The organism is Kribbella sp. NPDC004536, from assembly GCF_042873835.1.
In the GTDB taxonomy this organism is placed as follows: Bacteria; Actinomycetota; Actinomycetes; order Propionibacteriales; family Kribbellaceae; genus Kribbella.
The window spans coordinates 433013-457164 of sequence record NZ_JBIALY010000001.1; the positions used below are offsets into that span (position 1 = coordinate 433013).

The 24152-nt window shown below is 68.2% G+C and carries 23 protein-coding genes; 8 read left to right on the top strand and 15 right to left on the bottom strand.

What is annotated here, in order from left to right; translation table 11 throughout:
- Nucleotides 1-9 precede the first annotated feature (9 nt).
- Nucleotides 10-2775 carry a sugar-binding protein gene (locus ACFYRU_RS02050; RefSeq protein WP_387652022.1) on the bottom strand — a complete coding sequence of 922 codons (2766 nt, stop codon included), beginning with the start codon at nt 2773-2775 and terminating at the stop codon, nt 10-12.
- A gap of 114 nt (nt 2776-2889) precedes the next feature.
- Here ACFYRU_RS02050 and ACFYRU_RS02055 point away from each other — a divergent pair, with 114 nt between their 5' ends.
- On the top strand, nt 2890-3888 hold the full coding sequence (locus ACFYRU_RS02055; RefSeq protein WP_387652025.1) for a LacI family DNA-binding transcriptional regulator: 999 nt from the start codon (nt 2890-2892) through the stop codon (nt 3886-3888).
- Here ACFYRU_RS02055 and ACFYRU_RS02060 read toward each other — a convergent pair.
- From ACFYRU_RS02060 to ACFYRU_RS02080, 5 genes are all read right to left on the bottom strand, one after another.
- Nucleotides 3861-4724 carry an NAD-dependent epimerase/dehydratase family protein gene (locus tag ACFYRU_RS02060; RefSeq protein ID WP_387652028.1) on the bottom strand — a complete coding sequence of 288 codons (864 nt, stop codon included), beginning with the start codon at nt 4722-4724 and terminating at the stop codon, nt 3861-3863. The two genes, ACFYRU_RS02055 and ACFYRU_RS02060, sit on opposite strands and share 28 nt — an antisense overlap.
- Nucleotides 4721-5605 (bottom strand): carbohydrate ABC transporter permease, encoded by an 885-nt coding sequence (locus tag ACFYRU_RS02065; protein ID WP_387652031.1) that lies wholly within the window; start codon nt 5603-5605, stop codon nt 4721-4723. Before ACFYRU_RS02065 ends, ACFYRU_RS02060 begins: the two co-directional genes overlap by 4 nt.
- Complete coding sequence (locus tag ACFYRU_RS02070; protein WP_387652034.1) at nt 5602-6444, bottom strand: carbohydrate ABC transporter permease; 843 nt, start codon at nt 6442-6444, stop codon at nt 5602-5604. The genes ACFYRU_RS02065 and ACFYRU_RS02070 overlap by 4 nt, the downstream gene beginning before the upstream one ends.
- Nucleotides 6445-6478: 34 nt before the next feature.
- Nucleotides 6479-7852, bottom strand: a complete 1374-nt coding sequence (locus ACFYRU_RS02075) for an extracellular solute-binding protein (RefSeq protein WP_387652037.1) — start codon at nt 7850-7852, stop codon at nt 6479-6481.
- 170 nt (nt 7853-8022) lie between these two features.
- Complete coding sequence (locus ACFYRU_RS02080) at nt 8023-8553, bottom strand: CGNR zinc finger domain-containing protein (RefSeq protein ID WP_387652038.1); 531 nt, start codon at nt 8551-8553, stop codon at nt 8023-8025.
- Between the two features lie 55 nt (nt 8554-8608).
- On the opposite strand from ACFYRU_RS02080, the gene ACFYRU_RS02085 reads away from it, so the two are divergent.
- Entirely contained in the window at nt 8609-9796 is a 1188-nt protein-coding gene (locus tag ACFYRU_RS02085; protein ID WP_387652041.1) for an MFS transporter, read from the top strand.
- Nucleotides 9789-10376: a GNAT family N-acetyltransferase gene (locus ACFYRU_RS02090; protein ID WP_387652043.1), complete on the top strand. Its 588-nt coding sequence runs from the start codon at nt 9789-9791 to the stop codon at nt 10374-10376. Before ACFYRU_RS02085 ends, ACFYRU_RS02090 begins: the two co-directional genes overlap by 8 nt.
- Here ACFYRU_RS02090 and ACFYRU_RS02095 read toward each other — a convergent pair.
- Entirely contained in the window at nt 10363-11226 is an 864-nt protein-coding gene (locus ACFYRU_RS02095) for an SIS domain-containing protein (RefSeq protein ID WP_387652044.1), read from the bottom strand. The two genes, ACFYRU_RS02090 and ACFYRU_RS02095, sit on opposite strands and share 14 nt — an antisense overlap.
- A gap of 119 nt (nt 11227-11345) precedes the next feature.
- Between ACFYRU_RS02095 and ACFYRU_RS02100 the strand changes: the two genes are divergently transcribed.
- The 3 genes from ACFYRU_RS02100 (at nt 11346) to ACFYRU_RS02110 (ending at nt 14142) form a co-directional block, all read left to right on the top strand.
- Entirely contained in the window at nt 11346-12128 is a 783-nt protein-coding gene (locus ACFYRU_RS02100) for a DeoR/GlpR family DNA-binding transcription regulator (protein ID WP_387652046.1), read from the top strand.
- A 148-nt stretch (nt 12129-12276) separates the two neighbouring features.
- A complete protein-coding gene (locus ACFYRU_RS02105) occupies nt 12277-12966 on the top strand; it encodes an O-methyltransferase (protein ID WP_387652048.1) in 690 nt (229 codons plus the stop codon).
- A 135-nt stretch (nt 12967-13101) separates the two neighbouring features.
- Entirely contained in the window at nt 13102-14142 is a 1041-nt protein-coding gene (locus ACFYRU_RS02110; RefSeq protein WP_387652050.1) for a Fic family protein, read from the top strand.
- A 3-nt stretch (nt 14143-14145) separates the two neighbouring features.
- Here the strand turns inward: ACFYRU_RS02110 and ACFYRU_RS02115 are convergent, their stop codons facing one another.
- The 8 genes from ACFYRU_RS02115 to glgC form a co-directional block, all read right to left on the bottom strand.
- Nucleotides 14146-14868 carry an alpha/beta hydrolase family protein gene (locus ACFYRU_RS02115; RefSeq protein WP_387652052.1) on the bottom strand — a complete coding sequence of 241 codons (723 nt, stop codon included), beginning with the start codon at nt 14866-14868 and terminating at the stop codon, nt 14146-14148.
- Nucleotides 14865-15860: an amidohydrolase family protein gene (locus ACFYRU_RS02120; protein ID WP_387652055.1), complete on the bottom strand. Its 996-nt coding sequence runs from the start codon at nt 15858-15860 to the stop codon at nt 14865-14867. The genes ACFYRU_RS02115 and ACFYRU_RS02120 overlap by 4 nt, the downstream gene beginning before the upstream one ends.
- The gene (locus ACFYRU_RS02125; protein WP_387652057.1) at nt 15857-16372 is read right to left on the bottom strand and encodes a 3-hydroxyanthranilate 3,4-dioxygenase; all 516 of its coding nucleotides are present in this window, start codon (nt 16370-16372) and stop codon (nt 15857-15859) included. The genes ACFYRU_RS02120 and ACFYRU_RS02125 overlap by 4 nt, the downstream gene beginning before the upstream one ends.
- A 3-nt stretch (nt 16373-16375) precedes the next feature.
- Nucleotides 16376-16795 (bottom strand): RidA family protein, encoded by a 420-nt coding sequence (locus ACFYRU_RS02130; protein WP_387652059.1) that lies wholly within the window; start codon nt 16793-16795, stop codon nt 16376-16378.
- Complete coding sequence (locus ACFYRU_RS02135) at nt 16792-18294, bottom strand: 2-hydroxymuconic semialdehyde dehydrogenase (RefSeq protein WP_387652062.1); 1503 nt, start codon at nt 18292-18294, stop codon at nt 16792-16794. Before ACFYRU_RS02135 ends, ACFYRU_RS02130 begins: the two co-directional genes overlap by 4 nt.
- 88 nt (nt 18295-18382) lie before the next feature.
- Nucleotides 18383-19684 (bottom strand): FAD-dependent oxidoreductase, encoded by a 1302-nt coding sequence (locus ACFYRU_RS02140; RefSeq protein WP_387652064.1) that lies wholly within the window; start codon nt 19682-19684, stop codon nt 18383-18385.
- On the bottom strand, nt 19681-20916 hold the full coding sequence (kynU, locus tag ACFYRU_RS02145) for a kynureninase (protein WP_387652067.1): 1236 nt from the start codon (nt 20914-20916) through the stop codon (nt 19681-19683). The genes ACFYRU_RS02140 and kynU overlap by 4 nt, the downstream gene beginning before the upstream one ends.
- On the bottom strand, nt 20913-22190 hold the full coding sequence (gene glgC / locus ACFYRU_RS02150) for a glucose-1-phosphate adenylyltransferase (protein ID WP_387652070.1): 1278 nt from the start codon (nt 22188-22190) through the stop codon (nt 20913-20915). The genes kynU and glgC overlap by 4 nt, the downstream gene beginning before the upstream one ends.
- A gap of 64 nt (nt 22191-22254) precedes the next feature.
- Between glgC and ACFYRU_RS02155 the strand changes: the two genes are divergently transcribed.
- Both ACFYRU_RS02155 and glgA read left to right on the top strand, forming a co-directional pair.
- Nucleotides 22255-22800: a GNAT family N-acetyltransferase gene (locus tag ACFYRU_RS02155; protein ID WP_387652072.1), complete on the top strand. Its 546-nt coding sequence runs from the start codon at nt 22255-22257 to the stop codon at nt 22798-22800.
- A 184-nt stretch (nt 22801-22984) separates the two neighbouring features.
- On the top strand, nt 22985-24142 hold the full coding sequence (glgA, locus tag ACFYRU_RS02160; protein ID WP_387652075.1) for a glycogen synthase: 1158 nt from the start codon (nt 22985-22987) through the stop codon (nt 24140-24142).
- Nucleotides 24143-24152 lie beyond the last annotated feature (10 nt).

The following is a 24152-nucleotide window of genomic DNA, read 5'->3' on the forward strand; positions in this document are numbered from 1 at the left end:
CTGGTCCGGCTACCCGATGGCGGCCGGGTCGAGCCGGATCGGGTTGAACAGCGCCGGGTTCTTCGTCTCCGCGACGCCCTTGCCCCAGGTCAGCCAGCCACGCCGCCCGGTGCCGTCGTTCTCGTTGACGACCACGGTCGCCGACAGCAGCCGGTCCTTGGCCGCGAACCCGAGCGTGCTCCACGGCACCGCGATCTCGTACGTCGTGGTCTTCGCGGTCTCGTCCCGGACGACCTTCGCCTGGACGCCGGGCGGCGTACCGGCCTGGCTGGTCGGGGTCCAGCGCCAGGTGTCGACCGGACCGGCGTCGGTCAGCGCGACACCGATCTCCTGGGTCGTCGTGGCTTCGCCGGGCGCGCCGGCGGTCATGCCGAGCTGGATCCCGTCGCCGGCCCAGATGTTGCCGCCGCGGTTCGGCTGCGAGAACACGTCGTCGGTGATCCGCGCCGACAGGTACAGGTTCTGGTCGTCATGCGTGAGCCACAGCTTCCCGGACAGGTCACTCGGCCCACCCCACCCGGTCACAGGCGGCGTACCAGTCCCCTCCAACGCAATAGCAGGCTGCGACGCAACCACGGGATCAATCACCCCGTCCAGCGCCACCGTGTGCCGCCCAGCAACAGTCGGTGCCACAACCGGCAGCAGCTTCCCGGATGCCCGGATCTCCGCCTCCCCCACCCGCCGCAAACTGGCAGACCAGGTACTGGAACCTGTCAGGGTTATCGGCACATCCACCTCTCGCGTGGCATTCGCCCCGATCGTGCAACCAGCCAGCAACGTGCCCGACGAAGCACCAACCGCCCAGTCCAACCCAGCAACCGACAGATCGTGCGACGACGCATTGGTGACCCGGAACCGCAGCAGGTCCTTCCCACTCCCGTTCACCACATGAGAGGCAGTCACTGAAAGCGGTGGTGTAGCTGTGCCAGTCGTCGAGACGAGACCGACAGGCTGCCCGTCCACAGTGACCCGAGCCGTGTAGGTACGCGCCCCGGTGGAGTCCTGTGCCGGGTAGGTGACAGCCGCGGTTGCGGTCGCACCCGCTGCAGCAGTACCGCTCGTCTCGGCGCCACCAGCAGACACCGTGAACGCGTGAGCGACCGCATCCGGGTTGCTGAACGTCAGCGTCCCCGTAGCGGGGTCCCCAGCGATCTCCGGCGCCACAGCCAACGAGAACCGGTTGGACGGCGCCACGCCACTGATCGCACCGCGCGCGTAGAACGGGTCCGGTCCAGCACTCACCCAGACGTGTCCTCCGGCGTCAGCAGTCAGCGTGGTCGTCTCGCCGTACAGGCTGGTGATCTGGACCTGTGAGCCGGCCGGAGCCGCAACGTTCACCAACCCGGGCGTCGTGGACCACACCGCGTGCACGCTCTGCCCGCCGCCCGCGTTGAACGCCACGTCGTACCCGTTGGTGCCGAAGCGGGTCTGCCCGATCAGTGGGAGTTCGTCGATCTGCCGGGCCAGTACGGCGGTGGCGACGTACGACGGCTTCGGTACCAACGCACCACGCGAGTCGAGCCGGTTGCGCACCAGGCCGAACCGGTGCTCGACGTTCGACGGGTCGTTGCCGGAGTCCATGAAGTTGTACGAGCTGTACCGCGCGACACCATTGCCGTACGCCAGCAGGTTGCCGCGCACCAGGTCGCGAGCCTGTGCCGGCTCCGAGACCGCACTGGGGTTCGTACCGGTCGCCCAGCCCTGCTCGCTGATGTAGATCGGCTTGGTGGAGCCATGCGCCGCCATGATGCTGCGGATCGTGTTGACGTACGTGACGGACGCCTCCGGGTCCAGCGGCTGCACGTACGGGTGAATGGTCACCGCGTCCACGTAGTCGAGTCCGCCGAGGTCCGCGAACTTCGTGAACCAGCCCTGCCAGTCGTTGATGACCGCCAGCGATGGCCCGGTCAGCTTCACGTCCGGGTGCTTCGCCCGCACTGCGGCGCTCACCATCTTCAGCAGGGCGACGTAATTCTCCGGGCTGGCCTTGGCGGCGCCGTTCGGGTCGCGCAGGTTCCACTCGTTCCAGAGCTCGTACGTCGTGTGCTCCGTACCGAACTGATCCACCGCGGCCACCGCGTACCGGGTGAACGCCGCTCGCTGCTCGTCGGTCGACGGCGCCTCGTCCGGGTAGTACAGCGTGTTGCCGTAGTCGAGGATGTTCAGGAAGTCGACGTTGTTGGCGTCCAGCGCGGCCTTGTAGTCCTTGACCCGCTGTGGGAACTCGATGACGCCCTTGGTGGTCTCCGCCGCCGCCCAGAACGCCTCGTCGCGGTCGGTGGAGATCCCGCCCATCGCCATCAGCGGTACGGACTCCAGCCCCGGGTTGGCCGTGGTGTTCCCGAACCCGAGTGCACCGGCGACGCCGATGCGGGTGTCGGTGGAGGTGGAGAAGTCGTGCGGCGTCAGTACGGCGAAGTCGGTGCCGCCGAGCGTCGTCGTACCGTCCGCAGCAACCGCGGACAGGTCGGTCTGGTACCAGCCGGGCGTGCTGATCGACAGCGGGAGCTGGCCGTTGAGCGAGGCGGCGGACGCGGAGCCCTTGGCCACCTCGGTGCCGCCGGCGTCCCGGACCGTCCAGTTGACGGTGGCGGCGTCGGTGCTGAAGCCCAGCTTCACCTGCTGCCCGACGGTGAAGGTGTTGCCGACCGTGGTCGGCGTGATGGTCAGTGTGGGCGCCGCGGTGGTCGCGGCGCGGGCGGGTGACTGCAGTACGGCGGCCAGCAACAGGCCGGCCGTGAGAAGACTGACTGCGCCGGAGCGGCGACGTGTCATCGAGTACTCCTCTCAGGGGAAGAATCCCAGGGGAAGCGAAAGCGGTTTCGCAAATCACACCCTGAGGCCCGGCGCGCCTGCTGTCAACGGCTCGGAGCTGACTACGATGGGGAAATGGCCGACCAGGTGATCACGCTGTCCGACGTCGCCGCCGCGGCCGGGGTCTCGCTGTCGACGGCGTCCAAGGCGCTGAACGGCACCGACCGGATCTCCGAGGCGACGCGCGAGCACGTCCGCGTGACCGCGGACCGGCTGGGCTTCCGGCACAACGCGCTCGCCCGGTCGTTCGCGCGCGGCCGCAGCCAGACGATCGGCGTACTGACGCACCGCGCGTCGAACCCGTTCACCCGGGTCGTCCTGGCCACCGCCGCGACGGAGCTCGGCGCCCGCGAGCAGGCCATCCTGCTGTACGACGCCCGGATGGACGAGCAGCACCACGTCGACGAGAGCATCCTGCAGCTCCGGGCCCGCCGGATCGACGGCGTGATCGTGATCGGCACCAGCACCTCGTTCCGGACCCCGTCGCTGACCAGCCGGTTCGACGTCCCGGTGATCAACGCGTTCACGGTGCCGGCGGACCCGCAGGACACCACGATCACCGCCGACGACTACGCGATCGGGCGGCTCGCGATCAGCCACCTGCTGACGAACGGCCGGCGCAAGATCGCGCACCTGACCGCGGAGCGGCACGACATGGCCGCCCAACGCCGGGCCGAGGGCGCCGCCGAGCTGCTGGCCGAGGCCGGGCTCAAGTGGGCCGCGCCGGTCCGGTTCGGGCGCTGGCGCGAGGAGTGGGGCGAGCAGGCCGCGACCGAGCTGCTGACCGAGGTGCCCGACCTGGACGCGATCTTCTGCGGCAGCGACGCGATCGGCCGTGGGGTCGAACGGGTCGTCCGCGCCTCCGGCCGGCAGGTGCCAGGCGACGTCGCGCTGATCGGCGTCGACAACTGGGAGAGCCTGATGCACGACCAGCGCGGCACCCGGCACCTGACCACGATCGACGTCGGCCTGGAGGAGATCGGCCGCCGGGTCGCCGCCCGGCTGCTGGAGGGCGACCTCGAGCCAGGCGTCGAGTACGTCGAGCCTCAGGTCGTCATCGCGGACACGGCCTGATCGTGGATCGAGTACTGCGGGCGGAAGCCCAGCAGCTCCTGCGCCCGCGTGGTGTCGACCAGCGAGGCCCGTCCTTCCACAGGACGTCGCAGCGGCACCGTGGGCGCGTACTCACGCAGTAGCTCGTCCGTCTTCCGGTCGATCAGGATGTCGTCGGCCGCGAGCCCTACGACATGCGCACCGGGCGTCGTCGACTCCAGCGCCGCGATGATCGCCCGCACGCCGTCGCGTAGGTCCAGGTACGCCCAGCCCTCCCGGGCCATCGTCCTCGGATCGCTCTCGGCTCTCTGCGCGAACCTGAGCAGGTCCTTGCGGTCCTTGACCAGCGGGAAGCGCAGTGCGATCACATCGGTCCCCCAGCGCCGCCAGGCCATCCGTGCGCTCTGTTCGTCGACGCTTTTGGACAAGGAGTACGGGTCGGCGATGTCTGCCTCCACCTCCTCGTCCAGCGGGTAGTACGCCGGCTCCACCTCGTTCACGTTCATCGGTACGCCGAACGCGTTGATGCTGCTCGCGATCACGGCCCGGCGGACACCGAGCTGCCCCGCCTGTGCGAGCACGTTGAACGTCGCTGCGACGTTGTTCTCGAACACCTCCTCCGGCGTACCAAGACTGGGATGCGGAATGGCCGCCAGGTGGAGTACCGCATCCACACCGTCCAGTGCGGCCGTCACGTCCGCCGCCGACCGCGCATCGCCGACGACGGCGCGGTCGGCCGTACTGGCGTGGTCGTAGCGCAGCGAGAGACCGGTGACCTCGTACCCGGCCGCCTGCAGACCGGCTACGGCGGCACGACCGATCGAACCGTCGGCACCGGTGACCAGGACGCGTTTCACGCCTTGATTCCCCCAGACAGGCCCACGCCACGCAGAAATGCTCGCTGGAAGACCAGGAACAGCAGGACCGGGATCAGCAGGGCCAGGAACAGGCCCGCCAACTGGATGTTGAGCTCCGTCACCTTGGCGATCTTGGGCAACGCCACCGAGACCGGCTGCAGATCCGGATTCGTCAGCACCAGCAGGGGCCACAGGTAGTCCTTCCAGGAGGAGATGATGCTGAGCAGCACGACCACACCGAGGATCGGCCGTGACAGCGGGAGCACGAGCGACGTGAACACCCGGATCGATCCGGCACCGTCGATCCGGGCCGCTTCGAAGTACTCACGCGGGATGCCGTCGAAGAACCGCTTCACGATGAGCACGTTGAACGCATTGGCCGCGGGCGGCAGCCAGACCGCCCAGAACGTGTTGGTGAGGTTGGCGTGCACCAGGGGAAGCTTCAGCACGGTCAGGTACAGCGGGACCAGCGAGACGATGTGCGGGACGAACAGGGTCGCAAGGATCAGCGCGGACAGCACTGAGCCCCAGCGTGGGCGTAGGACACTCAGCGTGTAGCCGGCCGTCGTACAGACGATCAGTGACACAACCGCCGTACCTGCTGCGATGTACGCGGTGTTGCCGAGGTAGTAGCCGATATGCCCCTGCTGCCAGGCAGTAGCCAGGTTCTGCCACTGCACCTGTCCCGACGGAAACCAGCCCAGCGGTGAGCGGATGCTGTCCTGCGTCGGCGAGATAGCTGCCTTGAGCAACCAGAGCATCGGACCGAGTCCCGCGATCAGCAGTCCGATCAGTACGAGCACCTGTCCGATGACGAACGGCACCCGTACCCGTGTCAGCTTCCGGTCCGCGTCCGACAGCGCACCACGTTCCTGACTCATTCGGTACTCCAACCACGAGTCGCCAACTGGAAGACGGCGGACAGTACGGCGAGCGCTATCGCCAGGAGGACGCTCAGTGCAGTAGCCGCGCCGTAGTCCCCGTTGACGAAGGCGTAGTTGTAGATGAGCAGCAGAATCGTCATCGTCGACCCCTGTGGTCCGCCCCCGGTGAACAACAGCGGCTCGGTGAAGAGCTGCATCGTTCCGATCACCTGCAGGAGCAGCATCAGGAGCAGCACGCTGCGCAGGTGCGGCAACATGACGTGCCACACCCGCCGTACGACGCCTGCACCGTCCAGCTCGGCCGCTTCGTACAAGTCCGCGCGTACGGACGTCAGTGCGGCCAGGTAGATGATCACCGCGTTGCCCGCGCCGGCCCAGGTCGCTTCCAGCACGATCGACGGCATCGCAGACGACGGGCTGTCCAGCCACGGGTACGGGCCGAGCCCGACAGTGCCGAGGATCGTGTTGAACATCCCACTGGGCGACGGGTCGTAGAAGAACCGCCAGAGCAGGATGGCGACCACGGGTGGCGTGATGACGGGCAGGTACGCCAGCGTCGTGTAGAGCCAGGACTTGCCGCGTAGCTCGGACAGGAACATCGCCAGCAGCACGGGCACCGGGAAGCCGAACAGCAAGGCCAGCAAGGTGAACCAGAGCGTGTTCAACGCGGCCTGACCGACGCCAGGATCGGTCAGCACGTAGTGGAAGTTGTCCAGCCCGACCCACTTCACCGGATCGACCAGGTTGGTCTGCTGCACGCTCATCACGAGGCCCTTGAGGATCGGGCCCCACGAGAACACCAGGAAGACCAGGAGCACCGGCAGTGCGAACAGCACTGCCGGTACCCCGTTGCGCAGGCGGCGGAGCAACTCAGCGCCCGAGCTTGGCATTCACGGTGCCGGCGGCCTTGGTCAGCAGCGCCCCGACGTCGGCCTTCTCGTTGCCCAGCACGGTCTGCACCACCGGGTCCAGAGCGGCGTACACCTCCTGAGCCTTCACCGGCGGCTCAGCGATGATCTTCTGGTCGGCAGCCACCTTCGTGTACGGCGCGAAGTTCGCCAGCGGCACGTTGACGTACGGCTTGATCCAGGACTGGTACGTCGACCACTGGTCGGCCGAGATCACCGGCAGGCCAGGAGTACCGACCGGGAGCTTCGCCGCCACGCCGGCCTTGGCGCTGGTCACCGCGGCGTCCTCGTTCACGTACTTGTTCAGGTAGTTGAACTTGATCCACTTGACCGCGGCCACCTTCTCGGCGTCGGTCGCGTTCGGGCTGACGATCTGGACACTGCCACCGCTCAGCGTGCCGTGCTCACCGCCCTGCTGCGGCATCGGGCCGATCCCGAAGGCCGCCGACGGCAGGCCGTTCTGCTGCACCAGCGTGCGGTACGCGTCCGGCGCGGCCATGAACATGCCGATCTTGCCGGCCGCGAACGCCTTCGAGATCCCGTTGATGTCGTAGAGCACCGCCTGCCCCATCGACTTGTCGGTCCACTTCATGTCGTGCAGCAGTTGCAGCGCGGCCTTGGACGGCGCGTCGTCGAACGTCGCCTTGCTGCCGTCCTCGTTCTCGATCGAACCGCCGAACGCATACGTCTGGGTGGTGAACATCCAGCCGCCGGTGTTGTTCGTGGTCATCTGCCCGTAGCCGGCCTGACCGGTCTTCTGGGCGATCTGCTTCGCGTCGGCGCGCAGCTCGTCCCAGGTCGCCGGCGGCTTGTCCGGATCCAGACCTGCCTTCTTGAACAGGTCCCGGTTGTAGACCAGACCGACCGAGTACGCCGCGGTCGGTACCGCAAACACGTTGCCGGACTTGTCCTGGGCGATCTTCAGGACGTTCGGGTTGAACTTGTCCATCAGGCCCTGGTCCTTGAGCACCTGGGTCAGGTCGGCCACCTGCTTGCGGGCGATCATGCCCTGCGGCTCGGTGAACGGTACGTTCAGTACGTCGGGCAGCTGGCCGCCGGCCGCCTGCGCCTGGAAGGTGGTCGCGTCCCAGACCGTCTCGACCGGGTTCAGCTTGATGTCCGGGTTGGCCTTCTGGAAGTCGGCCACCCGCTTGTCGAAGGTGGCCCGGTTGGCCGGGTCGGAGCTGCTCGGGCGGTCACCGACGGTGATCGTGACCTGTCCGCCGGGGTCGGCGCCGGTCCCCGAACCGCCGCCGGACGACGGCGCACTCGAGCAGGCCGCCAGCAGGAACGGTACGGAAAGCCCTGCAGCACAACGGATTGCAAACCTGTTCATCAGAACTCCTCTGCGGGGATGTCGGTCAGCAGGCCGACCGTTTCCGCACGGTAGCGCAAGCGCTTTCGCAAACACCAGACCTCAGGCGAAACTGCTTTCGCAACAATTAGGCCTCGAAGGGGCATTCCAGCTTGGCAGCCGCGGTTCCACCACGCTCGGCGGGCGGATTGTCAGGCTTGGCGGGCGCGGTACGACGCCACTCGGGTGCGGCTCGCGCAGCGCGGAGTGCAGAACCGGCGCGGACGCTTCTCGGCCGCGTTCACGAAGACCCGCTCGCAGTCCACCGCGGCACAGACACCGAGCGCCTTGGATCCGTGCGCGGCGACGAAGCTCGCCAACCCCAGAGCGGTCGTCGCGGCCAGCCACTCGGCCCAGGTCGCGCCGGGCTTGGCCACGTGCAGGTGCCACGGCGAGCCGTCGTGGTCGGACAGATACGGCCGTACGGCGTTCTCCTCGAGTAACCCGTTCAGCACCCGGGCGGCCTCGGCAGGCTCCGCGCGGAACACCGGCCGAAGCTGCTCCCGAACGGCCCGGACCGCTTCCAGACCCGCGTCGTCGATCGTGATCGGGTCGGACTCACCGTGCTCGACGAGGAATTCCCGCACCGCGGCCGGCGACGTCAGTTGCTCCGGCGACAGCGTGCGGGTGTTCACCAGGTCGACCGCGAGCCGGACCAGTCGATCAGGGGCCGGGATGTCCACGCCTCCTCCTTGCCGTAACGTATTTGTTAGCGTAACGCGTAACAACGAATTTCACGTGACAGGAGGCGACGGCGTGTTCGGCTACTACCTGGCCGCGACCCTCGCCCGGCTCGGTGACGAGATGGTCGCGTTCACGCTCGTACTGCTCGTGCTGGAGCGCACGGACAGTCCGGCACTGGCCGGCGTCACCGGCGCGGCGTACGCGCTCCCGGCGATCGTCACTGGCCCACTACTCGGTGCCTGGCTCGACCGGACGCCACGCAGGCGAACCGCGCTCGCGGCCAACCAGGCGACGCTGGCCGTGGTCATGATCGCGATGCTGCTGGCCGTCGGGAACAGTCCACACTGGACTGCGCCCACCCTGGCTGCCGTCGCCGGTACCACGCTGCCGATGGTGAGCGGTGGGTTCACGAGCATGCTGCCCAGCCTGTTCGGCCCGGATCGCCTGGCCCGGGCAAACTCGTTCGAGTCCGTGAGCTTCAGCGCCGCCGCGATCGCGGGACCGGCGACCGCGGCCACCGTCACCGCCGCGGTGTCGGTCGACGCGGCCGTCGTGGTCATCGTCGTTGCCGCCGGACTGAGCATTGTCGCGATCAGCCGGCTGCCCGCGCTCCCGCCCGCCGGCGCCGGTGGAGAGCCGTTCCTGGCGTCGGTCGTCGGCGGACTGCGCCATCTCGCCCGCACTCCTCGTCTGCGTGCGTCGACTGTCACAACCACGCTTCTCATGGGCTTCACCGGCATGCTGCTGATCACGCTGCCGCTGCACATGGTGGAACTCGGGCGACCGCAGTCCGCGGCCGGCTACCTGTGGACAGCGGTTGAGCTCGGCAGCATGACGACGGCCCTACTGCTCGGACATCTGCAGAGACGCTGGCCGCCGGAGTACGTCGTGATGCTGTCGGTAGGCGCGTACGGCCTGGCACTCGCCACCTGGCCACTGGCCTCGTCGCTTGTCGTACTGCTGCTGCTCGCGCTCCTCACCGGGCTCCTCGAAGGGCCCGCACTGCCCGCGATGTTCGCAGCGCGGCAGCGGTACAGCCCGGAGGCCCTGCAAGGCCGAGTGAGCACCACGGCCGCCAGCCTGCGCGTCGGGGCGTCTGCGTTGGGCCAGGCCACGGCCGGCCTGCTCGTACCGGCGCTCGGCCCCGGCGCAACCATGCTGGTCGTCGCGCTCGGCCTCCTGGCCGCCGTAGGACTCGGCCGCCTGTCCTCCCTCACTACAAAGGTCCCTGTTCATGCTTGACGCCTGGGTCCACGGCTGGACCATCTCCCGCAACACCGCGCCGCCCGTCCGGCTGCCGACTGGTTATCGAGTCGACGTAGGTCTCCCCGGCCATGCGGTCCGCTACGTGCTGCACACGTACGACGCCGAGCTGGTCGACGGGCTGGCCGGGCCTGACACCTGGCTCAAGATCCGCGGTCAGGCCGCGTTGGACGCGCGCTGGGAGGTGCAGCCGCGGGAGTACCTCATGACGACCGTGTTGAGCACTGCACAGGCAGCGGTGCCACCGTCGTACGAGCTGAAGCTCTCGCGACGCGGTGCGGTCATCGATGCGACCGTGACAGCGGCTGACGGCTCCGTGGCCGCGCGCGGGACAGCTGCACTCACCGGAGAGGCAGCCGTGTTCGACCAGATCGAGACGTCGCCGCAGCATCGTCGGCGTGGACTCGGCCGCGGCATCATGGATGCCTTGGCGAGTGCCGCGCAGTACGCCGGTGCTACGACCGGCGTACTGGTGGCGACAGAGGACGGGCGCGCGCTCTACACCGCTCTGGGGTGGCGGTTGAGTGCGCCGATGACCGCGGCCGTCAGCCGAGGATGACGGAGCGGGTCAGGCTGCGGGGCTGGTCGGGGTTGAGGCCCAGGGCGAGGGACTTGGCGACCGCGACTCGCTGCGCAACGACCAGGGAGGCCATCGGGTCCAGGTCGGGGTGGTGAACGATCGTGGCGCCGGTGGCGGCGACGTCGTCGAGCAGACCCGCCGGCGCCTCGCCGAAGATCCAGACGCCGCGGCCGGGCTGGGCGATCGCGATCGGGCCGTGCCGGTAGTCCATCGCCGGGTACGCCTCGGTCCACGCGGACGCGGCCTCGCGCTGCTTCAGCGCGGCCTCGTGCGCCAGACCGACGGTCCAGCGGGTACCGACGTACGTGACCTGTTCGAGCTTGGCGAGGTCGTCGACGTCGACGGTCAGCGCGGTCTGAGCGTCCGCGGCGGCCTTCGACAGGTCCTCGCCGAGCGACGCGCGCAGCAGCGCCAGCGTGGTGGTGGCGAACCGGGTCTGTACGACGGACTGCTCGTCGGCGAAGTCGAGCAGGATCGTCCGGTCGGCCAGGTCGAAGATCGGCGACCCGGCGGTCGCGGTGATCGCCACCGTCGGCAGGTCGGTGTCCCGGATCAGGTCGAGTACCTCGGTGGTCGTACCGGAACGGCTGATCACCACGACTGCGTCGTACGTCCGGTCCGCCGGGAACTCCGAGCCCGCGAACGCGTCGGTCTCGCCCTGGCCGAGGTCCTCGCGCAGCGCGGCGTACGCCATCGCCATGAACCACGACGTACCGCAGCCGACCGCGGCGACCCGCTGGCCGGCCTTCGGAAGCGCACCGCCGTACTGCGCGAAACCGTCCGCAACCTGTCGCCAAAGGTCCGGCTGAGTGGCGATCTCAGTGCTCACAAATGGCTGCTGGGTCATGTCGTCTCCGCACTTGTCATGGTCGAAACTGCTCGAACGTGATCGAATGGTGCCAACCAGCCGCCACCCGGCTGACCGATTGTGTGAAGGAGGAGCCCCGGGTGAAGCGTTATGAACGCCTCAACACCTTGCTCGAGTCGCTCGCCGAGAAGGGCGCCATCGACGTCGACGAGCTCGCCGAGCAGCTGCACGTGTCCGCGGCCACGATCAGGCGTGACCTGGACCATCTCGGCAAGCAGCAGCTCCTCACCCGGACCCGCGGCGGCGCGGTCGCCAACGCGGTGTCGTACGACCTGCCGCTGCGCTACAAGACTGCGCGTTTCGCGTCCGAGAAGCAGCGGATCGCGCAGGCGGCGGCCACGCTGGTGCGCCGCGGCATGGTGATCGGGATGAACGGCGGCACCACGATCTCCGAGGTGGCGCGCACGCTGGCCACCCGCCCGGAGCTGTCCGCGGAGCACGGCGAGCCGGCGTTCACGCTGGTGACGAACGCGCTGAACATCGCCAACGAGCTGATCGTCCGGCCGCACGTGAAGATGGTGCTGACCGGTGGCGTGGCGCGGCCGCAGTCGTACGAGATGATCGGCCCGCTGTCGCACCGGATCCTGTCCGACCTGTCGCTGGACATCGCGTTCATCGGTGTCGACGGGATCGACGAGACCGGCGCGACCGCCCATCACGAGGGCGAGGCGAACATCAACCAGCTGATCGTCAGCCGGGCCGCGAAGGTCGTCGTGGTGGCGGACTCGTCCAAGCTCGGGCAGCGGGCCTTCGCCCGGATCTGCGAGCTGAGCGAGATCGACACACTCGTCACCGACGCCCAGGCCGACGAGGGCCAGCTGGCCGTCTTCAAGGAAGCCGGCATCGACGTCATCCGCGCCTGACCTCACTCCACACCTCCCTCGACAGGTGAGTCACGTCTCGATGCGACGATCATATCTGATCAGTGCAAGACCCTTATGAGCAAGAGTGCGCAGCCTCAGCGCGTGCAGCACGGAAAGCGGACTCCGAACCGCTAGGCTTCGGTTCAGCATGGGTACCGCAGCCGCACATCAGCCAGCCGACCACTGGGAGGACGCCATCGCCACCGGCATCGACCCGACGTCCTGGGCGTACGCCGAGGACTACACCGGTGAGGACGAGGTCGTCACCGGTGCGCGGGCGAGCGCCGCGGACAGCGGTGTCGCCCCGATCGGCCCTGGCACGGCCGCGGCGCTGAGCATGCTCGCGGCCGGGGCGGGTGCGAAGGCGGTCGTCGAGATCGGTACCGGCACCGGCGTCTCCGGTCTCGCCCTGCTCCGCGGGATGCGCGCCGACGGGACCCTGACCACGGTGGACATCGACGCGGAGAACCAGCGGCTGGCCCGCAAGACGTTCCTCGACGCCGGCGTCGCGTCGAACCGGTTCCGCCTGATCGCGGGCGCCGGGCTGGACGTCGTCACCCGGCTCACCGACGGCCACTACGACCTGGTCTTCTGCGATGCGGACCGCCGCGAGAACACGGCCTACCTGCACGAGGCCCTGCGCCTGCTCCGCCCCGGCGGCCTGGTCGCTTTCGCCGGCGTCCTCACCGCCGGCAAGGTCGCCGACCCGTCCCACCGCGACCCCGACACGATGGCCCTCCGAGACCTCATCCGCGCCGTCCGCGACGACGACAACCTGGTCTCCGCCCTCCTCCCCACCTCAGAGGGTCTCCTCACCGCCGCCAAACGCCTGAAGTAACGGTTACAGCCCACGCACAATCGGTTACAGTCCGCGCAGACCAATCGCTAAAGAAACCAACAAATCCGCTAAGATGGCATCAAATTAGGTAATTTGTTGGTTTCTTTGGAGGATTGAGTGCGCTCGTTCGCGGACTTGGATCGCGTAGTCGGACAGGTGCCGGCCGACGTCGTCATGCAGCTGCGCTCGATCGACACGGGGAGAGGCAGCGAGGCGCTCTACCGAAACCAGCTCCCTGCTCTCCTCACCGAACTCGCCAACCGCGCCAGAATCCAGAGCATCACCGCCTCGTCGGCCATCGAAGGCATCGTAGTGCCGGACGTCGCGCGAGCTGAACGCATCATCGAGGGCCGCGCCGGCGTACTCCGCACCCGGAGCGAGCAGGAACTCGCCGGCTACCGCAAAGCACTCGACTGCCTGTTCCAGGAGGACTGGCATCCGCTGAATCTCGGCCTCCTGCTGCATCTGCACCGCCTGCTCTGGTCCGAGACGCCATATCCCGGTGGCCAGCTGAAGACCGACGACAATCTCGTCGTGGACCGTTCCCCCGACGGAGGCACGACCGTTCGGTTCATACCGGTCCCAGCGGCGAAAACCGACGCGTACCTGACAGATTTGGTCGATCGCTACCTGGCCGCGCAGCGGGCGGGCCGCCACCATCCGGTTCTCCTGGTCGGCCTGATGATCCTCGATCTCCTGGTCATCCATCCGTTTGCGGACGGCAACGGCCGGGTCGCCCGGGCACTCACCAATGCTCTGCTGGTCGACGCCGGATACGAGGTCTGCCGGTGGGTCTCCCTCGAGCAGGTCATCGCAGACTCCGCCGACTCGTACTACGACGCCTTGCTCCGCTCGACCCATGACTGGCATGAGGATGCAGCAGACCCCTGGCCGTGGCTGTCCTACTTCGTGACGACGCTGGCGACGGCGTACCGGACCTTCGCCCGTAGGGCGGCAGCCGACCGCTCTGGTGGCACGAAGCAGGAACGGGTTCGCGACTACGTGCTCAACCATGCGGCGATCGTGTTCAAGGTTGCCGACGTCCGGGCGGCGTTGCCGGGTGTGAGCGACCAAACCATCCGTCTGGTCTTGGAGCAGCTCAAGAGGGAGGGCAAGGTCAGGTCGACCGGAGCAGGGCGTGGTGCGGTCTGGTACCGCATTCCAGACGAGTTATGACTCTTAGCTCGTCAGGCGGGTCAGTTCCGCGGTTATCTCGTGCCAGGGGTCGGAGTGGGGGTCTATCAGTTCGTAGTGGCCGCAGTGGTTGATGCGGTGGAGGTGGGCTGTGGGGTGGGCGGCGTAGTACGACTCGGTGAGGGTGATGGGTACTACCGTGTCGTTGACGCCGTGGATGAGGGTTACCGGGGCGATCGAGGCCGGTAGGTGGACGGGGTCCAGGTCGTTGCGTACGCCGCCGCCTATGAAGGCCTGTACGGCGCCCTTGTCGAGGTGTTGCTGGTCTGCCATCAGGAGGTCGGCTACGGGAGCCAGGGCGACCACGGCACGTAAGCGGACCGGGTTGAGCGTGGCTGCGGCCCACAGGGCGAGCTGGCCGCCTGCGGAGTGGCCCATCAGTACGTAGCCCGCCTGGACGTCCAGGAGATCCGGTAGAGCTTCCAGCGCCGTACGGATGTCTCCTGTGGTCGTGTCCGGATCCCCAGGCGCACGGCGGTACTCCAGCGAGAGCACGGGCCAGCCCAGGTCGGACAGGGCTGCACCGAGCGAGCGGGCGTGTACGCGGTCGTACTCGGGCCGCCAGAAGCCGCCGTGGATGAACACGATCAGCGGCCGGTACTCCTTCGCGTGCCAGTAGTCGATCACCTGGTCCGCGTGGTCGCCGTACCGCAGTTCCTGATCCGGCTCGGGCGCTTTGCGTGACAGTACCGACCGGTCCTCGCTCATTCAGGCCTCCCGAGGTAGCGCAGGGCGTTCGCCGTCAACAGCTTGTGTTGCTGTTCCGCGGTCAGGAAGCCGGACTTCCGTACCACCTCCCCGACCGGCCGCTCACCCAGTGGATAGGGATAGTCACTGCCGACCAGAACGCGGTCTTCCCCCAAGGTATCGACAAGTAGCCGCAAAGGCGCTGATTCGAAGACCACCGTGTCGACCAGGATCCGGTCCAGGTAGTACGACGGTGGATGCTCCGAGCAACCACGCACGATGTCCCCGCGCCGGTGCCAGGCGTTCTCCAGCCGGCCGAGCCAGAACGCGAAACTCCCGCCTCCGTGCGCGAAACAGATCCGCAGGTTCGTAGGCAGCGCGTCGAACGCCCCGCCGAGGATCAGCGCCAGCAACGACAGGTGGGTCTCGGCGGGCATCCCGGTCAACCAGCGGGCCATCCAACGATCCAGGCGCGGCCCGCCGGGCATGTCCCACGGGTGTACGAGGACCGGGGTACCGGTCTCCGCGCAGTGCTTGAGGAAGGCAACGATCCCGGCGTCGTCGAGATCCTTGTCGCCGACGTGGTTGCCGATCTCCACGCCGGCGTGCCCGGCCGCGCGGGCCCGGTCCAGCTCCGCGCAGGCCAGATCGGGATCCTGCAACGGAACCTGGCAGAACGGTACGAATCGCGGATCGTCAGCGAGTGTCTGCAACGTCAGATCGTTGAAGATCTCCGCCAGCTTCACCGCCTGCTTGGCCGGACGCTCGTACCCGAAGAAGACCGGGGTCGGCGAGACCACCTGGAGATCGATGCCGTCGGCATCCATGTCGGCACGCCGGACGCCGCGATCCCAAGCCTGCGGACCGATCGGGCGAAACTCGGTCGACCCGACCATGATCATCGCGGCCCGCTCGGAGTCGATCCGCAACCACGGCCACCCGTCCCCGCCGCACGCCACTGCAAGATCCGGCCAACCGTGCGGGACCAGATGGGTGTGGACGTCGACGGTCATTTACCCGGGTGCACGGTGCCGCAGTTCGGGCACGTGCGGGCGTCCTCGCTGTCGTAGAACGCCTTGAAGACCGGCGGGAGGTCGGCGACGATGTCGGTCACCTGGAGCTCGACCTCGTGCACGATCCCGTTGCAGTTGGCGCAGTACCAGCGGAACTTCTCCAGTACGCCGGGCTCCCGGACCCGCTCAATCACCAGGCCGATCGAGTTCGGGCCGCGCTGCGGCGAGTGCGGCATGTTCCGCGGCAGCACCCACATCTCGCCGGCGTTCACCGCGACGGTCGCCGGGCCGTCGTCGGTCATCACGTTGACCTTGAGCTCGCCGGAGATCTGGTAGAAGAACTCCTCGTACGGGTCGACGTGGAAGTCGGTCCGCTGGTTCGGCCCGCCGACCACCATCGTGATGAAGTCGTCCCCGGTCGGGAACATCTGCTTGTTGCCGACCGGCGGCTTCAGCAGGTGCTTGTTCTCCTCGATCCACTGCGGAAAGTTCGTCGACTCGAGATTGGCCATGTCCTACTCCTCCTCCGAACGGTGCGGGATCGCCGCGATTCCGGATATCTCGATCAGCAGCTGGGGATGCGGCAGCTGATGTACTGCGACCGTCGTACGCGCGGGCCCTGTCTCGTCGAAGAACTCGCCGTACACCTCGTTGTACCCCCCGAAGTCGTTCATCGACACCAGGTACGTCGTCACGCTCACCAGATCCTCGAGCCCGGCGCCGACCGCGGCGAGGACGTCCCGGATGTTCTCCAGTACGGCCCGCGTCTGCACCCGGATGTCCAGCTCGGCCGTACCCATCTGGTCGACCGAGGCCCCGGCGATCGAGTTGTCCGGCCGCCTACTGGACGTACCCGAAACAAACGCGAACCCACCGGCGACCTGCACATGCGGAAACCGCCCGCGAGGCACCGCTTTCCCAGGTACGAGGGTCATGTCAGCTCCACGCAAACGTTCGTACTCTCGGTGTAGAAGTCCACCGAATGCCGCCCGCCTTCCCGCCCGACGCCGGACAGTTTCACCCCACCGAACGGCGTACGCAGGTCGCGGAGGAACCACGTGTTGACCCAGCACAACCCGACGTCCAGCGCAGCACCGGCGCGATGAGCCCGGCCTACGTCGCGGGTCCAGACGGTCGCCGCGAGGCCGTAGTCGGAGTCGTTCGCGAGGGCGAACGCTTCCTCTTCGGTGTCGAACGGTGCGACATGGCAGATCGGGCCGAAGACCTCTTCCCGATTCGTACGGGCGTCCGGAGGCAGGCCGGTGACCACGGTCGGTTGGATGTAGTTGCCGCCGTCCCGGGCGTCGTCGAAGGTGGGTACTCCGCCGCCGGTCAACACCTCGGCGCCTTCGGTGCGGGCGAGGTCGTAGTAGGACAGGACCTTGTCGCGGTGTTGTTTCGAGATCAGCGGCATGTTCGTGGTGGCTTCGTCGGCGGGCCAGCCGTACGTGAGCTCAGCAGCGCGCTGCGCCAGGCGGGTGCAGAACTCGTCGAACACCGGTCGCTGCACGTACAGGCGTTCGGTGCAGAGGCAGACCTGGCCGCCGTTGGTGAAGGTCGAGCGGACCGAGCCCTCGATCGCGTCGTCGAGTGACGCGTCGGCGAAGATCAGGCCGGCGTTCTTGCCGCCGAGTTCGAAGGAGACCGCCTTGACGCGGTCCGCGGCGACCTTGGCGATCGCCGTACCGGTGGCCGATTCGCCGGTGAAGGTGATCGCGTCGACGCCCGGGTGGCGGGTCAGGTACTCCCCCGCGGACGACGGGCCGAAGCCGTGTACGAGGTTGAAGACGCCTTCGGGTACGCCGGACTCCGCCATCACCTCGGCGAGTACGGTCGCCGACGATGGGGTCTCCTCGGACGGTTTCACGACCACTGTGTTGCCGCAGGCCAGCGCCGGGGCGACCTTCCAGGTGAGGAGCAGCAGCGGGAGGTTCCACGGTACGACGATGGCGACGACGCCGACGGGTTTTCGTACGGCGTAGTTGAGTGCGCGCCGGCCGTCCGGGAGGACTGTTGTGTACGACTCGGTCGGTACGGTCGTCGCGAAGTCCGCGAACGCCCGGAAGTTCGCAGCACCGCGCGGGATGTCGAGTGTTCGCGCCTGGCTGATCGACTTCCCGGTGTCGCCGACCTCCGCCGCCACCAGATCCTCGAACCGCCGCTCGAGCCCGTCCGCCACGCGTCGCAGTACGGCCGCCCGCTCCTGCTCACTCATCCGCCCCCACGGGCCGCGCAGCGCAGTACGAGCTGCGCCAACGGCCGCGTCCACGGTCGCCGAGTCCGCTTCACACACGTCGAAGATCTGCTGCCCCGTCACGGGCGAGATCTTCGCGAAGCGCGACGCGCTCTCCACAAAGGATCCATCCACGAAGTGCCGCAGCAGCCCGACCGAGGACGGGTGCCCGGTCAGCAAGTCAGGCGACCAGAGGCTCATGCGCTCCGCCTCCCCGAGTTCGGCGGGTTGGGGAGGATGTTGCGCCGGTTCGGGGGGCAAAATCCTCCCCACCCCGGCGTATGGCGGCTCATCGGCGCCTCCTCGCGCGGGCGAGGGTCGTGAGCGCAGCGGCCAAGGCGAGGGCGCCTGCTCCCAGGAGTTGGTGCTGGCGGTGGACTCGGCGTTGGACTTCGGCATACGGGGTGGTGGAGAAGGAGACCAACTCGTACCGCGAGACGTACCTGCCGGGGAGCAGGCGTTCGAGGGCATGCTCGAGTTGCTTTTGCAGGCGGAAGACGGGGGAGGCGACCTTGTCGCGCATTTCGACGAAGTTCGCGAGGGCCATTTCGGCGATGGCCTCGGTGTTTTCGCGGCGGCGGGCCTCGAAGAGCGGGAGAGCGCGGGCCCACGAACCGCCGGTGTCGTCGAGGCAGCGGTCCAGTTCGACCACGTCCTCGAAGGCACAGTTCGCGCCCTGCCCGTAGAACGGCACGATCGCATGAGCGGCGTCACCGAGCAGCGCGGTACGGCCGTGTGCCTGCCACGGGAGCGTGTGTACGGTCCCCAGCACGCCGACTGGGTTGTTCAGGTAGTCGTCCACCAGATCAGGGGCCAGCGGCAACAGATCCGGATAGTGTTCCGCGAAGTGCGCCGAGATCGCCCCTGCCGTGGTCAGCGCGTCGAACGATCCGGCCGGCCAGAACAGCGTGCAGGTGAACGAACGGTCCGGGTTCGGCAGCGCGATCATCATCGACGTACCCCGCGGCCAGATGTGCAACGCCCCCGGATCGAGCGCGAACTCCCCCGCCGCGGCAGGGATCGACAGCTCCTTGTACCCGTAGTCCAGGAAGTCCACGTTCTCCGCAACGATGCCCTCGGCAAGCAACTGCTCGCGTACGGCGGACCCGGCACCATCAGCGCCCAGCACCACATCGGCGGACGCCGACACCTTCCCCGACGGCGTCGCGAACACCAGCTGCCCGGCGGCCGAGTCCAGCTCCACCAGCCGGTGCTCGAACTCCACCGTCACCCCGTCAGCAGCTGTTGCCGCCGTCAACAAGGCGTTGTTCAGCGCACCCCGGCTGATCGAGTTGATCGCCCGCTCCCCCGACACCGAGTACGCCTGGAAGTCCAGCTCCCCCGTGACCGGATGGATCATCCGCCCCTTCATCGGCAACGCGTCCGCCATCACCTGGTCGACCAGCCCGATCCGCCGCAACGCGTCCAGCCCGCGTTCGGAGATCGCCAGGTTGATCGACCGCCCGCGCTCGACCTCCGCCACCCGCGGGTCCGCACGACGCTCGTACAACGTCACCGACAACCCGCGCCGCGCGAGGAAGCAGGCGAGCAAAGATCCGGTCAGTCCCGCACCGACGATCGCGACCCTCATCCCATCACCTCGGTCAGTGCCGTGGCGGCTCGCCAGCAGTCGTGGTACGTCGAGTACAGCGGGACCGGCGCGAGCCGCAGTACGTCGGGCTCCCGTGCGTCCGCGATCACGCCGTACCCGAACCGCAACCGCCGCGACTGCTCACCGGCACCACCCGGCACCCGCACGGACAGCTGAGCACCCCGCCGCGCCGGATCCGCCGGTGTGATCACCTCGAACCCGGTCAGCAGCTCCGAAAGACACGCGGTCAACCGCAGACTCCGTTCCCGCAGTACGTCGATACCGATCTTGTCGAACAGTTCCAGCGAGGTCCGCACCGGGCTCATCGAGAAGATCGGCGGGTTGGACACCTGCCACGCGTCCGCGGTCGCCGGCGGCCGCGACTCCGGCGTCATCTCGAACCGCGTCGACGCCTCCGTGCTCCACCACCCCTCGAACCGCGGCAGCTCCCCGCCGAGATGCCGCTCGTGCACGAACGCACCGGCGAGCGCCCCCGGACCCGAGTTCAGGTACTTGTACGAGCACCACGCCGCGAAGTCCACGTCCCAGTCGTGCAGCGCCAACGGCACGTTCCCGGCCGCGTGCGCGAGATCCCATCCGACCACCGCGCCGGCCAGCCGCCCGGCCTTCGTGATCGTGGGGATGTCCATCAACTCGCCGGTCAGGTAGTTCACGCCGCCCAGCAGTACGAGCGCCACGTCGCCGCCGAGCTGCTCGACGACATCCGCCGTCCGCAGACTGTCCTCCCCCGGTCGCGGCCGCAACCGGATCACCGCGTCCTCCGGGTCGTACCCGTGGAACCGAACCTGCGACCGTACGGCATAACTGTCCGACGGGAACGCCGCGTCCTCGATCACGATCCGGTGCCGCGACGGCGTCGGCCGGTAGAACGACACCATCAGCAGGTGCAGGTTGACGGTGAGCGAGTTCATCACGACCGTCTCGCTCGGCAGCGCGCCGACCAGCCGCGCCGCCGGACCGGTCAGCAGCTCGTGGTACGGCAGCCACGGCCGCGCCGCGTCCAGGTGGCCCTCGACGCCGAGCGCGGCCCACGCGTCCAGGTCCTCGAGCAGCTCGGTCCGCGTCGCTTTCGGGCGCAGGCCGAGCGAGTTCCCGGCGAAGTACGCGACCTCGGGGTAGTCACCGCCCTGCGCCGCAGGTACGTCGAACAGCTCCCGATGCCCCGGGTCGGCCGCATCGAGTTCCAGCGCACCCGCCTCGGAGAGCGTCACGCCTCAGCGACCTCCGAGGCAGTCGCCGAGGCCGCAGCCGGGGCGGCGGCCGAAGGGATCGACTGCCCCTTGCCGAGCACGGTCACGCCGCCCTTGGACACGGTGAACCCGCGCTGCCGGTCGTAGTCGAGGTCGACGCCGATCTCGGTGCCGTCCGGGATCACGATGTTCTTGTCCAGGATGACGTTCTTCAGCACGACGTCGCGGCCGATCTTGCAGTTGTCCATGATCACGCAGTTCTGCAGGTCGGCGCCCGCGCTGACGATCACGTTCGACCCGAGCACCGAGTGGTCGACGTGCGCGCCGGACACGATCGAGCCCTGGCAGACGATCGACTCACCGACGGTCGCGTTGTCGGTGAACTTCGCGCCCGGCAGCTGCGGGTGCGAGGTGAAGATCGGCCAGTCGTTGTTGTACAGGTTGAACACCGGCTGGATCGACACCAGGTCCATGTGCGCCTCGTGGTACGAGTCCAGCGAACCGACGTCGCGCCAGTACGAACGGTCCCGGTCGAGCGCGCCGGGTACGTCGTTCTCCTGGAAGTCGTACACCCCGGCCTTGCCCTCGGCAACGAGCATCGGGACGATGTCGCCGCCCATGTCGTGCCGCGACGCCGGGTTGGCGGCGTCCTTGCGCAGCGCCTCGACCAGTACGTCGCGGCTGAACACGTAGTTGCCCATCGACGCGAACGTCTCGTCCGGCGAGTCCGGCAGCCCGGGCGGGTCGGCGGGCTTCTCCAGGAACTCCTCGATCACGTGCCCGTCCGCGCCGGTCTTGATCACCCCGAACTCGGTCGCCTCCACCCGCGGCACCCGGATCCCGGCCACGGTGACGCCGTTCCCGCGCTCGATGTGCGCGGCGACCATCTGGGACGCGTCCATCCGGTACACGTGGTCGGCGCCGAAGACCACGATGTACTCCGGGTCGGCGTCGTTGATCAGGTTCATCGACTGGTAGATCGCGTCCGCGCTGCCCTGGTACCACTGCGGGCCGAGCCGCTGCTGCGCCGGGACACAGGTCACGTAGTTGCCGAGGAAGGTGGACATCCGCCAGGTCAGCGTGACGTGCCGGTCGAGCGAGTGCGACTTGTACTGGGTCAGTACGCAGAGATTTCGATAGCCCGCATTGACCAAATTGGACAGCACGAAGTCGATGAGGCGATAACTGCCGCCGAACGGCACAGCCGGTTTGGCCCGGTCCGCCGTGAGCGGCATCAGCCGCTTCCCCTCACCACCGGCCAGCACGATTCCGAGAACACTGGGCGCCTTTGCCATGTCGGCACCTTAACGCCGGGAACCCCGTTGCATAAGCGGTTGCTCGTGTCGCGACACTGTGAGGATGCCGATCCTCGTCGTTCCGACAGTTGCCGTTCACCGTTCGTTTCTCGCGGCCTGGGACGAGCTCGGTCCGGATCATGAACGCTGGATGGGCGCGCGCACGATCACCGGCATCGAGGAGGACTGGACCCGCGACCAGGCCGGGGACCCGAACGAGTTCGCGCGGCTGGTGACGGCGATCCGGACCGAGGCCGAGGAGACGACCGAGCTGGCGCCGGGGCTGGTCCACCAGACCGTGCTCTGGTACGTGGACGGCGTGGAGTTCCTCGGCCGGCTCTCGATCCGGCACTACCTGACGCCGCCGCTGACCGAGGTCGGCGGCCACATCGGGTACTGCGTGCGTCCGTCCGCGCGCCGCCGGGGGTACGCGACTCAGATGCTCGCCCAGTCGCTGCCGATCGCGGCCGCGCTCGGGATCGACCCGGCACTGGTCACCTGCGATGTGGACAACACCGGATCGCGCAAGGTGATCGAGGCAGCTGGTGGCGAACTGGAAGACGAACGACACGGAAAGCTGCGCTTCTGGGTGCCGACACACGTCGTTTGATGACCGAGGGTATGTCGCCCGATCCGGCGCCGTCGCGAGCAGGTGCTCGGTGCGGTGCATCGGCGTGCGGGGGCGAAGGACTCGATGCGGAGCATCGTGGCCTTTGCACCCGTGCGGCGAGGTGCCGTGCCGAGTGCCGCGCAGTAGGCGCGGGATCGGGCGACATGCCCTATGGTCGGAGCTTATGAAGGTCGCCATCCTGACGCGTGAGTATCCTCCGGACGTGTACGGCGGGGCGGGGGTGCACGTGGACTTCCTGGTCCGCGAGCTGCGCCGGCTGATCGACGTGGACGTGCACTGCATGGGCGAGCCCCGCCAGGGCGCGACCGCGCACTCCGAGGACGACCCGCGGATCCCGAACGCGAACGCCGCGCTGCGCATCCTGTCGACCGACCTGACGATGACGGCGGCCGTCGGCGACGCGGACCTGGTGCACTCGCACACCTGGTACGCGAACATGGCCGGCCACTGGGCGAAGTTGCTCTACGACGTACCGCACGTGGCGACCGCGCACTCGCTGGAGCCGCGGCGCCCGTGGAAGGCCGAGCAGCTCGGCGGCGGGTACCGGCTGTCCAGCTGGGCGGAGCGGACCGCCTACGAGGCCGCCGACGCGGTGGTCGCGGTCAGCCGCGGGATGCGGGACGACGTACTCGACTGCTACCCGTCGATCGACCCGGCGAAGGTGCACGTGATCTCCAACGGGATCGACGCGAACTTCTACCACCCGGACCCGTCGACGCAGGTGCTCGAGCGGCTCGGCGTCGACCTCGACCGGCCGTACGTGACCTTCGTCGGCCGCATCACCCGGCAGAAGGGCGTACCGCACCTGCTCCGCGCAGGCCTGCGGCTGGACCCGTCGGTGCAGCTCGTGCTGCTCGCCGGCGCGGCCGACACGGTCGAGCTCAAGGCCGAGACCGACGCGCTGATCGAGGACCTGCGAATGGCTCGCGACGGGGTCTTCGTGGTTTCGGAGATGCTGCCGCGCGAGGACGTCCGGCAGGTGCTCACGCACGCGCTGGCGTTCTGCTGCCCGTCGATCTACGAGCCGCTCGGCATCGTCAACCTGGAGGCGATGGCCTGCGAGACCGCGGTCGTGGCGAGCGCCGTCGGCGGGATCCCCGAGGTCGTCGACGACGGCGTCACCGGGATCCTCGTGCCGTACGACGAGAACGACACCGATACCTTCGAACGCGGACTCGCGAACGGCATCAACGCACTCGTCGACGACCCGGCCCGCGCCGAGGCGATGGGCAAGGCGGGACGGGCCCGCGCGGTCTCACAGTTCGGCTGGGACGCCGTCGCGCAGCAGACCGTCGAGCTGTACAACAACCTGCTCAGGTAGGAAAAACCCC

Bases quoted from the DNA above. Each gene is read 5' to 3' on its own strand.
- ACFYRU_RS02065 (WP_387652031.1), bottom strand. From the start codon at position 5,605: ATGAGTCAGGAACGTGGTGCGCTGTCGGACGCGGACCGGAAGCTGACA.
- ACFYRU_RS02125 (WP_387652057.1), bottom strand. From the start codon at position 16,372: ATGGCCAATCTCGAGTCGACGAACTTTCCGCAGTGGATCGAGGAGAAC.
- ACFYRU_RS02105 (WP_387652048.1), top strand. From the start codon at position 12,277: ATGGGTACCGCAGCCGCACATCAGCCAGCCGACCACTGGGAGGACGCC.
- ACFYRU_RS02140 (WP_387652064.1), bottom strand. From the start codon at position 19,684: ATGAGGGTCGCGATCGTCGGTGCGGGACTGACCGGATCTTTGCTCGCC.
- ACFYRU_RS02055 (WP_387652025.1), top strand. From the start codon at position 2,890: ATGGCCGACCAGGTGATCACGCTGTCCGACGTCGCCGCCGCGGCCGGG.
- ACFYRU_RS02050 (WP_387652022.1), bottom strand. From the start codon at position 2,775: ATGACACGTCGCCGCTCCGGCGCAGTCAGTCTTCTCACGGCCGGCCTG.
- ACFYRU_RS02130 (WP_387652059.1), bottom strand. From the start codon at position 16,795: ATGACCCTCGTACCTGGGAAAGCGGTGCCTCGCGGGCGGTTTCCGCAT.
- ACFYRU_RS02120 (WP_387652055.1), bottom strand. From the start codon at position 15,860: ATGACCGTCGACGTCCACACCCATCTGGTCCCGCACGGTTGGCCGGAT.
- ACFYRU_RS02155 (WP_387652072.1), top strand. From the start codon at position 22,255: ATGCCGATCCTCGTCGTTCCGACAGTTGCCGTTCACCGTTCGTTTCTC.
- glgA (WP_387652075.1), top strand. From the start codon at position 22,985: ATGAAGGTCGCCATCCTGACGCGTGAGTATCCTCCGGACGTGTACGGC.
- ACFYRU_RS02075 (WP_387652037.1), bottom strand. From the start codon at position 7,852: ATGAACAGGTTTGCAATCCGTTGTGCTGCAGGGCTTTCCGTACCGTTC.
- glgC (WP_387652070.1), bottom strand. From the start codon at position 22,190: ATGGCAAAGGCGCCCAGTGTTCTCGGAATCGTGCTGGCCGGTGGTGAG.
- ACFYRU_RS02135 (WP_387652062.1), bottom strand. From the start codon at position 18,294: ATGAGCCTCTGGTCGCCTGACTTGCTGACCGGGCACCCGTCCTCGGTC.
- ACFYRU_RS02115 (WP_387652052.1), bottom strand. From the start codon at position 14,868: ATGAGCGAGGACCGGTCGGTACTGTCACGCAAAGCGCCCGAGCCGGAT.
- ACFYRU_RS02090 (WP_387652043.1), top strand. From the start codon at position 9,789: ATGCTTGACGCCTGGGTCCACGGCTGGACCATCTCCCGCAACACCGCG.